Origin of the sequence: Saccharothrix australiensis, from assembly GCF_003634935.1 — a bacterium.
In the GTDB taxonomy this organism is placed as follows: Bacteria; Actinomycetota; Actinomycetes; order Mycobacteriales; family Pseudonocardiaceae; genus Actinosynnema; species Actinosynnema australiense.
The window spans coordinates 5,237,667-5,251,963 of record NZ_RBXO01000001.1 but is presented as its reverse complement, the minus strand read 5'-3'; the positions used below and the strand labels follow the sequence as shown (position 1 = coordinate 5,251,963).

Genomic DNA, 14,297 nt, shown 5'->3' with positions numbered 1-14,297 from the left:
AGCCGTGGCAACGGAACGGACACCCGGACCCGCACCGGCCGCCGGCGCGCCGCCGTCGGACGCCGACGGGTCCCCCGCACTCCTCGACGTGGTGCCGCCGGACGCCGACGGGCCCTCCGCGCCCGTCGATGCGCCGCCGTCGGGCGCCGGTGGGCCCTCCGCGCTCGGCCGCGCGGTCCGCACCGGGCAGGCGCGGTTCGGGCTCGTGCTCCTCGCGCTGGTCGGCCTGCCGGTCGTGTTCGGGCCCCTGGTCGCGCCGCACGCGCCGGACGCGATCGTCGGACCGCCCCTGGCGGGACCGGACGGGACCTTCCCGCTGGGCACCGACATCCTCGGCCGCGACGTCCTGAGCCGCCTGCTGCACGGCGGTCTCGGCCTCACGTGGATGGCGGTCCTCGCGGCGGGCCTCGGCGTGGTCCTCGGCTGCCTCGTCGGGCTCACCGCGGCCTACCGGGGCGGGGCCGTCGACACGCTGCTCATGCGCGGCACGGACGTCCTGCTGAGCTTCCCCGAGATCATCTTCGTGCTGCTGTTCGTGTCCGTGCTCGGGCGCGGCACGCTGTTGACCGCGGTGCTCGTCGGTGTGGCGTTCGCGCCCGGCGTCTCCCGCGTGATGCGCGGGGCGGCGCTGCCCGTGGTCGGCAGCGAGCACGTGCTCTGGGCGCGGGCGAACGGGTTGCCCGCGACGCGCGTCCTGCTGCGGGAGGTGCTGCCGGGCGTGACCTCGCCGCTCCTGGTGGAGACCGGGATGCGGCTGGTGTGGGCGGTGTCCGCGATCGCCTCGCTGAACTACCTCGGGTTCGGCGTCGCGCCGCCGGCGGCGGACTGGGGGCTGATGGTCGGCGAGAACCAGGACGGACTGTCGATCGCCCCGCTCCCGGTGCTGGCCCCGATCGCGTTGATCCTCATGATGGCGCTCGGCGGGAACCTGGTGGCCGAGTCGGTCGCCAGGGCGGTCGGCCGCACCGGGAAGACGCGCCCAGAAAGGACGCGCACCGGGAAGCGGCGGGTCGGACAGGAGCGGGTCGGGACGATCCGCGCGGAAGGGGAGGGCTGACGTGACCACGGCAGTGGAGGTCTCCGGCGTCACCGTGACCGTCGACGCCACTGGGCACGACATCGTCCGCGACGTCTCCTTCGGGCTCGACCGGGGTGAGGTCATGGGCGTGGTCGGCGAGTCGGGCTCGGGCAAGAGCACCCTCGCGCTCGCCCTGCTGGGTTTCGCGCGCAGGGGCGCGACGATCACCGCCGGGCGGGTGGTGGTCGACGGGCTGGACCTGCTCTCCCTGCCGCCGGGGGAGCTGCGCCGCGCGCGGGGCAGCCGCGTCGCCTACGTGCCGCAGGACCCGGCGACCGCGTTGAACCCGAGCCTGAGCCTGGCGACCCAGCTGACGGAGGGGCTGCGCCTGCCCCGGCGGGAGGCGTCGGCGCGCGTCCGGCGGTTGCTGGAGGCCGTGGACCTGCCTGCCGACGACGCGTTCCTCAAGCGCCACCCCCGCCGCCTCTCCGGCGGCCAGCAGCAGCGCGTCGCCATCGCGATGGCGGTGGCGGCCGGGCCGCGACTGCTCGTCCTGGACGAGCCGACGACCGGGCTCGACGTCGTCACGCAGGCACGCGTGCTCCGGATGGTGCGGGAACTGTGCCGCGAGCACGACATGGCGGCGATCTACGTCTCCCACGACCTCGCCGTGGTGGCCGAGGTCGCCGACCGCGTCACCGTCGTGTACGGCGGCGAGGTGGTCGAGAGCGGCGCGGACCGCGACGTGCTCACCCGTGCCGCCCACCCGTACACGCGGGCGCTGCTGGCCGCCGTCCCGTCCGCGACCCGCAGGCACCGCCTGGTCCCGATACCCGGTCGCGCGCCCGGCGTCGGCGGGTACCGGCGCGGCTGCGTCTTCGCCCCGCGGTGCGACCACGCCGTGGCCGAGTGCCGCGCGACCCGGCCCGCGCTCGTCCCCGGCCCCTCGGGGACGCTGACGCGGTGCCCGCGCGCGGACGAGGTCGTGCGGGCGCCGAGGGTGCCGGCGCGCGCGGCCGAGCGGCGCGTGGCATCCGACGCGGAGCCGGAAGTGCTGTCGGTGTCCGGGCTGCACGCCGGGCACGGCGGCAGGCAGGTCCTCTTCGACGTGTCGTTCGGCCTCGGGCGGGGCGAGTGCCTGGCCGTCGTCGGCGAGTCGGGCAGCGGCAAGACCACGATGTCGCGTTGCCTCGTGGGGCTGCACGAGGAGCAGGAAGGGGCGCTGGCGTTCCGGGGCCGACCGATCCCGGCGGCGGCGCGGGCCCGCGACGAGGACACCCGGCGCGGGTTGCAGTACGTGTTCCAGAACCCCTACGGCTCGCTCAACCCGCATCGCAGCGTGGAGGGCAGCCTGGTCGTGCCGCTGCGGCACTACTTCGGCGTCAGCGCGCGTGACAGCAGGCGGCGGGTGCGGGAAGCCCTGGAGCGCGTGGAGATCCCGGCGCGGCTCGCCGACCGCCGCCCGGCCGAGCTGTCCGGCGGGCAGCGCCAGCGCGTGGCGATCGCCCGCGCCCTGGTGTGCGAGCCCGAGGTGCTCCTCTGCGACGAGGTGACCTCCGCCCTCGACGTGTCGGTGCAGGCGGCCGTGGTGGAGCTGCTGCGCTCACTGCTGGCGGACGGCTTGTCGATGGTCTTCGTGACCCACGACCTGGCGGTGGTGCGCAGCATCGCGGACCGCGTCGTCGTGCTGAACGGGGGGCGCGTGGTCGAGTCGGGCGACACCGACGCGGTGCTCACCACGCCGGTGCACCCCTACACGCGGGGCCTCGTGGCCGCGACGCTGGAGGTGCCCGACGTCCTCGACTCCGCGGTGTAGGCGTGTGGCGGGTGCGCGCTCGTCGGCCGCACCCGCGCACCGTCGGTGCCCGTGGGGCAGCCGTGCGGGTCGCGGCGCTCGTCGGGATAGTGCGGGTGCGGCGCTCGTCAGGGTGGTGCGGGTGCGGCGCTCGTCGGGGTGGTGCGCCCGCGCCGGGTGGCGGGTGCCCGGCGCGGGCGCGGGGTCAGCGGGACAGCCAGTCCGCCAGCCGGACCTCGCCGATCAGCGCGTCGGGGCCGGGCACCAGGGTCTTCGCGTCCAGCAGCGCGCCGAAGTAGCGGGCGCGCGGGTCGGCGACCACCGTGCGGGGGTCGTGCCGCGCCGCCAGGACGGTCCGGACCCAGTCGGCCACGGTGAACACCTCGGGACCGCCGACCTCCACCAGGCCGTCGTGCGGCGCGCCGACCGCGATGCGGGCCACCGCCGCGGCCACGTCGGCGGCGGCCACCGGCTGCGCGCCACCGTCCGGCAGGGTCACGACGCCGTCCGCGGTCGCCGAGTCCGCGATGGTGCCACCGAACTCGAAGAACTGCGTGGCGCGCACCACCGTGTGGCGCAGCCCGGACGCGCGGACCAGGCCCTCCTGCACGACCTTCGCGCGCAGGTAGCCCGATTCCCGCGCGCGGTCGGCCCCGACCACGGACAGCGCGACGTAGTGCCCGACCCCGGCGTCCTGAGCGGCCCGGACCAGGTTGGCGGTGGCGGTCCGGAAGAACGCCGACACGTCCTCCTCGGTGAACGACGGCGACCTCGACACGTCGACCAGCGCGTCCGCGCCCCGCAGCGCCTCCGCCAGCCCCTTGCCGGTGATGGCGTCGATCCCGGTCGAGGGCGCCGCCGCCACCGCCTCGTGCCCGTGCTCGCCCAGCCGGGCCACGACGGTCGACCCGACCAGCCCGGTGCCGCCGATGACGACGACCTTCATGGGTGCCTCCTCTCGTCGACGCCCCGGTCGGTCCGGGACGCCCCGCACCAGCCAGGACAGCGGGGAGCGCCGGATCGTGACAGCGCGGCCGCCGCCGGTGGCCGGGATCACCCGACCGGGCGGCCGACGGTCGCGTGCGGTGGTCCGGCGCCGGGCGGTGACGCCGCCGAGGAGGTGATCATCGGCGGAGGGCGCCGGGTACGATCGCGGAAGTCCTGGCGCGGCAGGGGAGAGGACGTGCCGATCATGGCGGAAGGCGTCGGCGCGGAGCCGGTCCGGGCGGTCGACGTGTTCGCCGAGGTGCGGCCGAGGCTGTTCGGCATCGCCTACCGGATGCTGGGCAGCGCCGCCGACGCCGAGGACCTCCTGCAGGAGGTGTGGCTGCGCTGGCAGTCCCGCGACCGGTCGGAGGTGCGGAACCCGGCCGCGTACCTGGCCACCACGACCACCCGGCTGGCGATCAACGCCGGCCGCACCGCGCGGGCGCGCCACGAGGTCTACGTCGGCCCCTGGCTGCCCGAGCCCGTCGACACCTCGGCCGACCCGCAGCTGGGCGCGGAGCGGGACGCCGCGCTGGAAGTCGCCGTGCTGCTGCTGCTGGAGAAGCTGACGCCGACCCAGCGCGCGGCGTACGTGCTCCGCGAGGCGTTCGACTACTCCTACCGCGAGATCGCCGAGATCGTCCAGGTGACGGAGGCCGCGGCGCGCCAACTGGTCAGCCGTGCGCGCCGCCACCTCGCCGACGAGCGCCGCGCGCCGGTCGGCGGTGCCGAGCAGCGGCGGCTGCTGGCGGCGTTCGTGGCCGCCGCGCGGGAGGGCGACCTGGCGGCGCTGGAGGAGCTGCTCGCCGCCGACGTGGTGAGCTACGCCGACGGCGGCGGCGTGGTGCGGGCGTCGCGCATCCCGGTGTGCGGCGCGGGCAGGGTGGCCCGGTACGTCCGCGCGTTCGCCGGGCGCTTCTGGGCGGGTGCCGAGGTGTCCTGGGCGACGGTGAACGGCGGTGGCGCGGCGGTGCTGCGCCGGGACGGCGTGGCGTTCGCGGTGCTGACGGTGGCGGCGTCGGAGGAGGGCGTCGACCGGATCTTCTGGATGATGAACCCCGGCAAGCTCGCGGCGGTCGGCTGAGCCGGGCCGGCGGCGCGGTCCGCGCGGGCATCGGTGGCACCCGTCCGGCCGCGTGCGCTCGGCCGTGCCCGCTCGTCTGCGACCGCCCGGCCGCGTGCGTCGACTGCGTGCGTCGACTGCGTCCGCTCGGCCGTGTGCGCTTCGTTGCCCTGTGCTCGGCTGCGTCCGACCGGTTCTGCTCGTCCTGCTCCGTCCGCTCGGCCGTGTGCGCCCGGCCCGTGCCGCCTTACCCGTCCGCCCGCCGACGCCTCACGGCAGCCGGCCGACCGCGCACACGACGGTGTGGGGCGGCGCCGGCGCCGGGACGCCCGCGCCCCACGCCTCCGGCGCGGTGAGGCCGGGCTCCACGAGGGTGAGGCGCGCCAGCCAGGCCGCGATGGCGCGCGGCGGCCGCGCGACGCGGGGCAGGAGGTCCGTGCCACGCTCCTCCGAGGTCCCGGCCGCCGTCGCGAGGTGCGTGAGGACCAGCGCGCTGCCGGGCGCCACCGCGTCGAGGTAGGCGTCGAGGACGTGGCCGGGCCGGTCGTCGTCGGTGAGGGTGTCGAGGACGTCCACCGCCAGGACGCCCACCGGTCGGTCGAGGTCGAGCAGCCCGCGCGCCTCCGGGTGGCGCAGCACCTGGTCGGCCCGCCGGAGGTCGGCCCGGACCGCGGTGACCCGCGCGACCCCGTCCAGCAGGTGCCGCGAGTGCGCGACGGTGGTCGGGTCGCGGTCGACGTAGACGACGGCGATGTCGCCGTCGTGCTGGTGGGCGACGCGGTGGGTGGGCGTCATCGTCGGCAGGCCCGCGCCGAGGTCGAGGAACTGCCGGATGCCCGAGGCGGCCAGGTGGCGCACCGCCCGGTTCCGGAACGCCCGGTTGCGGCGGACGATGCCCGGCAGGTCCGGGAGCGCGGCGAGGGCGGGCGCGGCGGCATCCCGGTCGATGGGGGTGTTGAGCGTGCCGCCGAGCAGCCAGTCGTGGACGCGGGCGGTGCTGGGTCTGTCGAAGTCGGCTGGCGCGTGGCGGTCCGGGTGGTCGGGCACGGCAGCTCCTTCCGCTGAAGATGATCATAGAGCCGGTCCGCACTTCTGCGGGAGGCCCAAGGGGTGGGAAGTGGTGTGGACGTCGTCACCCGGCTGCCGCGGCGGGGGCGGCCCTCGGTCCACCCTGCCCGTGGCGCGGGTCGCCATTCGAGTGGTCTCACCGGTCCGCGCCGCACGGGGCATGGGCCCTTCGAGTGAACATCGCGAGTGCGGCACGGATATCGGCGGTCCGGCGGAGTGCTGAGGGGTGTACGTCCGCGACGGGACGTGCTGCCTTGGCCGTTCGAGTTCGAAGGGTTGTGTGTTGCTGCCCCACGAGGAGATCGCGGTGGACGCGCCCGGACGTCCGGGCGCGGCCGGGTCGGCGGGCCGGTGGCCCGGTCGGCGGGTTTGCCGCGCGGTGCACCGGTCGGTCGTGGTCGCGTGCGCCGGGAGAGGACGGGAACCGGCGGCGCGCCGCGCCGCCGGTGACGCGCGACGGACGGCACTGCGAACGGTTCTCGCCGCGAGGACGGGTCGGGGCGACAGTCCGTGATCCACATTCCCCCGCACGACCGCGACGACGACGTCGCGGAGGAGTTCACGCGGTTCTTCCGTGCCCACTACGACAAGTTGCGCAACCTGATCCACCTCAAAGCGCCGTACCTGGACGCCGAGGCGATCGCGAACGAAGCGTTCCACCAGCTGTGGGCGCACTGGCGGGACCTCGACGGCGAGCGGTGGAGCTACCTGTACGCGGTGGCCCTCAACGGCATCCGGGACGGCGCGCGGAACCGGCGGCGGCAGGCGTCCCCGATCGAGCCGGAGGACTGGCACCGGGCGGTGATCGCGCCGGGGTGGACCCCGGAGGCGAGCTGCCTGCTGCGGGAGGTGCTCGCGGACGTCGACCGATTACCGGTGCACCTGCGGGAGGCGTTGCGGCTCAACGTGGCCGGGTTCGCCGCGGGGGAGATCGCCGAGATGCTGGGCTGCCGACCCCACACCGTGTCGAACTACCTGTGGGAGGCCCGGCAGCGGTTGGGCGAGACGAACGGCCGGACGGCTCGGCGTGGCGGTCCGGGGCGTGGTGACCCCCGGCGGGGAGGCCACGGGGGACAACAGGACAGGGGTGACGCGTGATGTGGCAGCGGATCGTGCAGTGGGTACCCGGCACGGCGGCGTTCGCGCGCCGGCGCGCCGCGGCGGAGAAGCTGGCGCTGCTGGCGGCGGCGCGGCCGGCCCGGACCAGCGTCGCGGAGCAGGACGCGGTGCTGGCGTGGATCTTCGCCGGCGGGGACGCCGCCCATGCGCCGGCCGGCGTGCCCGGCGACGACGAGGCAGGCGCGACGCCACCGCCCGGCGGCGAGGTCGTCCGGGCGGTGGACGCGGTGGAGGCCGCCGACGCCATCGACACCGCCGGAACCGCCGGCACCATCGACACCGCCGACACCGTGCACAGCGTGGGCACCGTGGAGCACAGCGTTGGCACCGTGGACGCCATCGGCACCGTGAACGGCGTTGGCCTGGTGGACACCACCACTGGCATCGCGGACACCGTCGGCTTCGCGGACACCGTGGCCGAGTGGGCGCGCACCATGTCCGCCAACAGCTACCTGGCGATGACCAGCGACGAGCTGGAAGACGAACTCACGCGGTTCGCGGACGCCTTGGCGCGCGAGGTGTCCGGCCGCGGGCCCGGCGAGTGGCCCGCCCAGCGGATCGGGCGGGAGCTGGCGCTGCGGCTGCGGTTGACGCCGCAGTCCTTCCAGGACGTCCTGGAGCTGATCATCCCGTGGCTGGAGACCAGGCGCGGCGCGACCGCGGGCAGGCGGTCGAAGGTGATCGCGGCCCTGGCCGGCGGCTTCGCCGACGGCGCGCGGGACCGGGTCCTGGACGAGCAGCTGCGGATCACCAGCGCGGCGTGGGCGGCGGCGCGCCGACCGCCGCTGCCGCCGCCGGGCGCGCGGCTGGACGAGGCGGTGCTCGACCGGTCGCCGCAGCCGGGGTGCGCGCTGGCGGCGGACGGCACGGTGACCCACGCCAACCCGGCCCTGTGCGCGCTGCTGGGCAGACCCGCCGACGCGCTCGTGGGCACCCACCTCGGCGACCACGTCGTGGCGGAGGGCGATCGCGCGGCGCTGGCCGCCGCGCTGGCGGAGGCGAGCACCGGCGAGGAACCCGCCGCGGGCGTCGAACTCGCCCTCGTGGGCGCCGCCGGCGCGCCCGTCGCCAGGGTGTCCGCGGCGGTGGAGTGGCGCGCCGACGGCCCCGCCGGCCGGTTCCTCGTGCTGCTGCACGACACCACGGTCCTGCGCGCGTGGCAGCGGGCGCTGCTGCCGGGCAACGACCACGACGAGGTGACCATGCTGCCCGACCAGCGGAACTTCCTGCACCGCGTGCAGTCCCACCTGGACGACGCGCGGCCCGGCACCACGATCGGGCTGTGCGCCCTGCGGTTCCGCGACCTCAACACCATCACCCGCGCCCTGGGACCGGGCGTGCGCAACAAGGTGGTCACCACGCTGGCCGCCCGCGTCGTCGCCGCGGTCGCCGAAATGCCCGCCACCACCGTGGGGCGGCTCGACCGCGACACCTTCGGCGTCCTGCTCACCGACCCGCACAGCTGGCACGGCGTCACCGGGACGCTGCGGCGCTTGGTGGACTGGCTGTCGGAGCCGATGTGCATCGACGGCCAGGAGCTGGCCCTGGCACCGGCGGTGGGCGTCGCGGAGGCGCGCGGCGACACCGACGCGGTCGAACTGCTGGCGCGAGCCGGGTTCTCGCTGCACGTCGGCGGCGACCGCGGCACCCCGTGGCAGGCGGTGCTCCCGCGCCGGGCGCACGGCGACCCGGACGAGGACCGCGTGCGCCTGCTCGCCGCGCTGCCCCGCGCGCTGGAGGACGGCGAGATCACCATCGCCTACACGCCCATCGTGCGCCTGCGCGACGGCGTCGTGGTGGGCGCGGAGGCGTCGGCGCAGTGGCACCACCCGGACGGCCGGGTCCGGCCGGCCGACGACCTGGTGGCGCTGGCCGACGAGATCGGCCTGACCCTGCCGTGGGTGCCGTGGATGCTGCGCACGGTGGTCCGGCAGGCGGCCCGGTGGCGCAAGGCGCTGGGCAAGGCCGCGCCGCGCGTCACCGTCAACGTCCCGCGCCGGTTCGCCCGGAACGGCGACCTGGTCGTCCACGTCCGCGCCGCGCTGGAGGAGGCCGTGCTGCCCGCGTCCCAGCTGATGCTGTCGATGCCCGAGTCCGCCGTGGTCGACGAGCACGGTGACCCGCGCAGCCACCTCCTGGACCTGGGCGGGCTGAGCGTGCCCCTCGCGCTGGACGGCCTGGGCACCGAGTTCTCCCGCTACGACACGCTGCCCAAGCTCACCCTCCAGACGGTGGTGATCCCGCCGCAGCTGACCGCCTCGCTGGACGGTTCGTCCCAGGAGCAGTGCCGGCAGGCGGTGGCCGCGAACCTCATCCGGATCGGCAACGAGCTGACCCACGAGGTCACCGTCAAGGGCATCACCACCGCGGCGCAGCGCGACAACGCGCGCCGGCTGTCCGCGAAGTTGGGGCAGGGGTTGTTCTTCGGCGGACCCCTTGCGCCGCAGAAGATCCAGGACCTCCTGGGCGGCGTCATCGCCGTTTGACGGTCCTCTGTGGATGGACGGCCACCGCGGCGCGACGGCGTCGCGGTGGCGCTCCCGCCGCGTCCCGCCCGCTTCACCCCCTGCCCGCACGCCCCCTGCCCGCACGCCCCCTGCCCGCTCGCCCCCCTGCCCGCACACCCCCGGAAGGCCGCACATGGTGCGCACACCGCCAGCAGGGCCGACAACACCCGGAGACGTGCACAACCGCGTCACGGGCGACCACCACGCGGTCGTGATCCAGGTCGGCTCGGTCCACGGGGCCGTCTCCATCCACAGTGGACACCAGCCCGCGGTCGTCACCGGGCTGGTGTCGGTGGTGCCGCCGATCGACCGGCTCACCATCGACCTGCACGGCCGCGACCGGCTCCTCGACGCCCTCGCCGACCTCACCCTGCGCCAGGACGGCGCCACTGTCGTCCTGCACGGCGCGGGCGGCAGCGGCAAGACCGCCGTGGCCCTCGCCCTGGCCGACCACGTGCTCCGGCGGCACCCCCGGACCAGGGTGTGGTGGATCGACGCGTCCACCGACCCGTCCCTGTCGGCCGGCTTCCGCGAGGTCGCGCTCAACGCCGGCGCGCCGGTCGACCACGTCGTCGCCGCGTGGACCGGCACCCGGTCCCCGATCGGCGTCCTCGCCGACGCGCTGGCCGCCGCGACCGGGCCGTGGCTGGTCGTCATCGACAACGCCGACGACACGCGCACCCACCGCCCCTGGCTGCCCGCCCTGCGCCAGCGCACCGGGGCCGTCGTCATCACCAGCCGCGACGGCAACACCGACACCTGGCCGCCGGACACCCGGCTGCACCCGGTCGGCCCGCTCGCCGCCGGGCACGCCGCGGACCTGCTGCTCGCCCTCGCGCCGCGCGCGGGCACGCGCGAGCAGGCGCTGGGCCTGGCCCGCACCCTGGGCGGGCTGCCGCTGGCCCTGCACCTGGCCGGGCGCTACCTGCGGGCCGCGGCGGACCTCCCGCCCGTGCCGGGGCTGGACCTCCCCGTCGACTTCGAGCACTACCGGCGCGTGCTGCGCGAGCAGTTCCCCCGCGTCGACCGGCTGCACCTCCTGGGCGGCGGGCTGGCCGACCGCGCGCTGCTGACCCGCACGTGGGAGCTGAGCCTGGACCTGCTCGCCGACCTCGGCCTGCCCAGGGCGCGCCCGCTGCTGCGCTGGCTGGCGTGCTTCGCGCAGGCCCCGCTGCCGTACACGGTCGTCGACGCCGACATCCTCGCCCACTCGCCGCTGTTCCAGGGCATCACCGGCATCGACGTCGCCCGCACCCTCACCGCCCTCACCGACTTCGGCCTGGTGGACGAGGTCACCTTCCACGACCCCCGCGCCTCCACCGCGACCACCCGCTGCTTGCTGCTGCACCCGTTGATCCGGGAGGCCAACCGCCACCAGCCCGACCTGCTCGCCGCGCCGCACCCCTACCTCGCGCTGTGCACCGCCGTCCTGGACGGCACCACCACCCACCTGTCCACCACCGATCCCGACCACCTGTCCCGCTGGGCCGCGCTGGCGCCGCACTGCGAGCACGTCGTCGACCACGTCACCCGCCACGGCGGCCTGCCGCCCCGGTGGGAGCTGTTCGCCACCAGGCTCACGCGGGCCGTGGCGCTGCTCGCGCACCTGACCGGCGCGCACGCCCGCGCCCGCACCCTGTTCGGCCGGGTGCTCGACGTGCGCAGGAGGCACCTGGACGAGCACCACCCGGACGTGCTGACCGTGCGGCGCGACCTGGCCTGGCTGGGCTGGACCACCGCGACGCCGGAGGACACGGCGCGCCGCCGCGCGGGGATCGCGGCGCTGGCCGACGACTGCGCCGCCCACCTCGGCCCTTCCCACCCGCTGACGCTGGCGTGCCGGTTCGACCTGAGCTGGATCGACTCGTGCCTGGAGCGCGACCCGTCGACCCTCGACCGGCACCGCGACGTCATCCGGGCCGAGCGCGCGGCGTTGGGTCACCACGACGTCAGCGGGGTCACCGCGCAGCTCACGCTCGTCACGCGGCTGTGGCGGGAGGCCCACCAGGCGGCGGAACCGGACACCGCGGCGGTGCGGGCGGAGTTCACCCGGCTGCTCGCGATGCTCGACGACCTCGAACAGCACACCGACGTCCACCACCGGCTGCCTCAGGGGCTCGTGGGGCTCCGGGCGACGGCGCGGGAGCTGTTCGCGCGGTTCGAGCACTGGCGCGAGCACTGCGGCGGGCGGTGACGGCGGCCTGTCGAAGGTCCGGACCACCCCCGCTCGCGCGGGGAGGACATCAACGCCGCAGGCCGTGAGGCGGCGGCGCACGGACCACCCCCGCTCGCGCGGGGAGGACACTTCTCGACCAGGCGTGTTACTGGGTGATCATCGGCTCCACATTCGGTTCATCGTCGTTCTGCACCAGCATCGCGGCCACCTGGTAAGGCGAGCCGCGAGTGCCCGCGGGGTCACCCGGTCAGCGCGTTGTCGGTCTCCTCGGGCAGCGTCTCCACCACGGCCCGCGCGAAGGCCCGGACCGGGGGCCGGGTGTCGTCGCGGTGGCGGACGAGGCCGAGTTCCGACACCGGCAGGCCGGTGACCGGCACGAACGCCACCGAGCTGCGGTGCCGGTGGTGCGCGGCCGTCGCCCGGCACAGCAGCATCGCGCCCCGGTCCGCCGCGACGAGGCTCAGGCCCTCCTGGAGGGTGTGCACGGCGGGTCCGGCCGGCACCGGACGGCCGGCGGGCGTGCGGGTCGGCGCGTGCACGGCGCGCCAGTACCGGGGCGCGTCCTGGTGGATGCCGATGACCCTGCACTCGGCGAGCTCCTCGGCGTTCACCGACTCCCGCGCGGCGAACGGGTGTCGGGCCGCCACCGCCAGGGTGTGGTCGTGCCGCGAGAACACCGGGCCCACCACCAGGTCCGGCTCCCGCACCGGCAGCAGCACGACCGCCGTGTCCACCTCCCGCCTGCGCAGCGCGCCGAACGGGTCGGACAGCGGGATCTCCACCAGGTCGACGGCGCAGTCCGGGTGCCGGTCGCCGAACAGCGTGAGCGCGTCCGCGAGGTGGCCGTCGACCGCGCCCTGGAACCCGACCCGCAGCGACCCGCCGACACCGCGCGCCGCCGCGCGGACCTCGTCCACCGCCCGGTGCAGCGCCGCGTAGGCGGGTCCGAGGTCGGCGAGGAAGCGCTCACCGAGCGGGGTCAGCCGGACGCGGCGGCTGGTCCGCTCGACCAGCGGCGCGCCGACGCGGTGCTCCAGCGACCGCAGCAGTTGGCTGACGCGGCTCTGCGACACGTACAGCCGCCGACCCGCCCGCCCGAAGTGCAGCTCCTCGGCGAGCGCGAGGAACGCCTCCAGCTCCCGCAGCTCCAGACCGCTCACGTCCGCCCTCCCGGTGCGATCGAGTAGTCACGCTCATGCAAGCGTGAGTGATCGGCCGTTGTTCCCGCTCCCGCCCGCCGGTTGTGTGGACCACATGCACAAGATCGACGAACGGCACGGCGTGCGCGCGTGGTCCGCCCTGGCGGCGCTGGCGTTGGCGACCTTCACCGTGGTCACCTCCGAGATGCTGCCCGTGGGCCTGTTGACCCCCATCGCCGGAGCCCTGGACGTGACGGAGGGCGCCGCCGGGCTGAGCCTCACGGTGACCGGTCTCGTCGCGGCGGTGTCGGCGCCGCTGCTGGTGCCGCTGTTCGGCGCGACCGACCGGCGGGCGGTGCTGGCCGCGCTGATGGCGGTCCTCGCGCTGGGCAACGCGCTGGCGGCGTGGTCGCCCTCGTTCGCCGTGCTGGTGGTCGCGCGGGTGCTGGTCGGGCTGGGCGTGGGCGGGGTGTGGTCCCTCGCCGGGGGACTGGCCGCGCGCCTCGCGCCGCCGGGCGCGGTGGGGCCGGCGACGTCGCTGGTGTTCAGCGGTGTCGCCGTGGCGTCCGTGCTGGGCGTGCCGACGGGCACCCACCTCGGTGAGGTCGTGGGGTGGCGGGCGTCGTTCGCGCTCGCGGGCGGGTTGGCGCTGGCCGTGCTGGTCGCGCTGGTGTTCGCGCTGCCCCGGCTGCCCGCGGGCGGGCGGCTGCGGCTGGGCGACACGTTCCGGCTGGTGGGCCACCCGCCGGTGCGGGCCGGGCTCGTCGTGGTGGTCCTGCTGGTCGTCGGGCACTTCGCCGCCTACACCTACGTGCGGCCGGTGCTGGAGGAGGTGTCCGGCGCCACGCCGGGCACCATCGCGGCGCTGCTGCTCGCCTACGGGGTGGCGGGTGTCGTGGGCAACTTCGCCGGCGGCGCGGGTGCGGCCCGCTCACCCCGGGCGACGCTCCTGGTGGTCAGCGGCGTGCTCGCGGCGGCGATGGCGCTGGTGCCGCTGGTGGGCACGTCGGTACCGGTCGCGTCGGTGCTGCTGGTGGTGTGGGGACTGGCCTACGGCGCGGTCTCGGTGAGCACGCAGACCTGGCTGCTCAACGCCGCGCCGCACGCCCACGAGCCGGCCTCCGCGCTGTTCTCGGGGGTGTTCAACGGGGCGATCGCGCTGGGCGCGTTCGGGGGCGGCCTGGTGGTCGACGGGCTCGGGCTCACCGCGGTGATGTGGCTGGGGGCGTGCTGTGTTGGATTGGCCGCGACTTCGTCGCGGCGGCTCGGCCGCCCTGTGGTCGGGCCGTCGCGCCTGATTTCCCGTCGATCGAAAAGCGTGATCGACGGAAAATGAGGCGCGACAACCCGACGGCGGCCTCGCGGCGTGGGGGTGGGAGCGGGAGCGGGGTGAGGGACGGGGCAAGGGTGCGAGTGGGCGGGGGT

At 76.0% G+C, this 14,297-nt stretch carries 10 protein-coding genes; 7 read left to right on the top strand and 3 right to left on the bottom strand.

Going from position 1 to position 14,297, the window contains the following annotated elements; translation table 11 throughout:
* The first annotated feature begins 4 nt into the window (after window positions 1-4).
* Both C8E97_RS22225 and C8E97_RS22220 read left to right on the top strand, forming a co-directional pair.
* Complete coding sequence (locus tag C8E97_RS22225) at window positions 5-1,057, top strand: ABC transporter permease (protein ID WP_246019070.1); 1,053 nt, start codon at window positions 5-7, stop codon at window positions 1,055-1,057.
* A 1-nt stretch (window position 1,058) separates the two neighbouring features.
* Window positions 1,059-2,834: an ABC transporter ATP-binding protein gene (locus tag C8E97_RS22220; protein ID WP_121007436.1), complete on the top strand. Its 1,776-nt coding sequence runs from the start codon at window positions 1,059-1,061 to the stop codon at window positions 2,832-2,834.
* A gap of 184 nt (window positions 2,835-3,018) precedes the next feature.
* Here the strand turns inward: C8E97_RS22220 and C8E97_RS22215 are convergent, their stop codons facing one another.
* Window positions 3,019-3,759: an SDR family oxidoreductase gene (locus C8E97_RS22215; protein ID WP_121007435.1), complete on the bottom strand. Its 741-nt coding sequence runs from the start codon at window positions 3,757-3,759 to the stop codon at window positions 3,019-3,021.
* 246 nt (window positions 3,760-4,005) lie between these two features.
* On the opposite strand from C8E97_RS22215, the gene C8E97_RS22210 reads away from it, so the two are divergent.
* Entirely contained in the window at window positions 4,006-4,884 is an 879-nt protein-coding gene (locus tag C8E97_RS22210; RefSeq protein WP_121012106.1) for an RNA polymerase sigma-70 factor, read from the top strand.
* A gap of 249 nt (window positions 4,885-5,133) precedes the next feature.
* On the opposite strand, the gene C8E97_RS22205 is transcribed toward C8E97_RS22210, so the two are convergent.
* Window positions 5,134-5,910, bottom strand: a complete 777-nt coding sequence (locus C8E97_RS22205; protein ID WP_121007434.1) for an SAM-dependent methyltransferase — start codon at window positions 5,908-5,910, stop codon at window positions 5,134-5,136.
* Window positions 5,911-6,441: 531 nt separating this feature from the next.
* Here C8E97_RS22205 and C8E97_RS22200 point away from each other — a divergent pair.
* The 3 genes from C8E97_RS22200 to C8E97_RS22190 all read left to right on the top strand — a co-directional run bounded on the left by C8E97_RS22200 (window position 6,442) and on the right by C8E97_RS22190 (window position 11,751).
* A complete protein-coding gene (locus tag C8E97_RS22200) occupies window positions 6,442-7,029 on the top strand; it encodes an RNA polymerase sigma factor (protein WP_121007433.1) in 588 nt (195 codons plus the stop codon).
* Window positions 7,029-9,536 (top strand): EAL domain-containing protein, encoded by a 2,508-nt coding sequence (locus tag C8E97_RS22195; protein WP_147455203.1) that lies wholly within the window; start codon window positions 7,029-7,031, stop codon window positions 9,534-9,536. The genes C8E97_RS22200 and C8E97_RS22195 overlap by 1 nt, the downstream gene beginning before the upstream one ends.
* Window positions 9,537-9,732: 196 nt before the next feature.
* Window positions 9,733-11,751: a P-loop NTPase family protein gene (locus C8E97_RS22190; RefSeq protein ID WP_121007431.1), complete on the top strand. Its 2,019-nt coding sequence runs from the start codon at window positions 9,733-9,735 to the stop codon at window positions 11,749-11,751.
* A gap of 221 nt (window positions 11,752-11,972) precedes the next feature.
* On the opposite strand, the gene C8E97_RS22185 is transcribed toward C8E97_RS22190, so the two are convergent.
* Window positions 11,973-12,893, bottom strand: a complete 921-nt coding sequence (locus C8E97_RS22185; protein ID WP_121007430.1) for a LysR family transcriptional regulator — start codon at window positions 12,891-12,893, stop codon at window positions 11,973-11,975.
* Between the two features lie 94 nt (window positions 12,894-12,987).
* Here C8E97_RS22185 and C8E97_RS22180 point away from each other — a divergent pair, with 94 nt between their 5' ends.
* Window positions 12,988-14,208, top strand: coding sequence for an MFS transporter (locus C8E97_RS22180; RefSeq protein ID WP_121007429.1), 1,221 nt, complete (start codon window positions 12,988-12,990; stop codon window positions 14,206-14,208).
* The last annotated feature ends 89 nt before the right edge of the window (window positions 14,209-14,297 follow it).

Coding starts and splice junctions, on each gene's coding strand:
- C8E97_RS22215 (WP_121007435.1), bottom strand. CDS start 3,759: ATGAAGGTCGTCGTCATCGGCGGCACCGGGCTGGTCGGGTCGACCGTC.
- C8E97_RS22210 (WP_121012106.1), top strand. CDS start 4,006: ATGGCGGAAGGCGTCGGCGCGGAGCCGGTCCGGGCGGTCGACGTGTTC.
- C8E97_RS22195 (WP_147455203.1), top strand. CDS start 7,029: ATGTGGCAGCGGATCGTGCAGTGGGTACCCGGCACGGCGGCGTTCGCG.
- C8E97_RS22180 (WP_121007429.1), top strand. CDS start 12,988: ATGCACAAGATCGACGAACGGCACGGCGTGCGCGCGTGGTCCGCCCTG.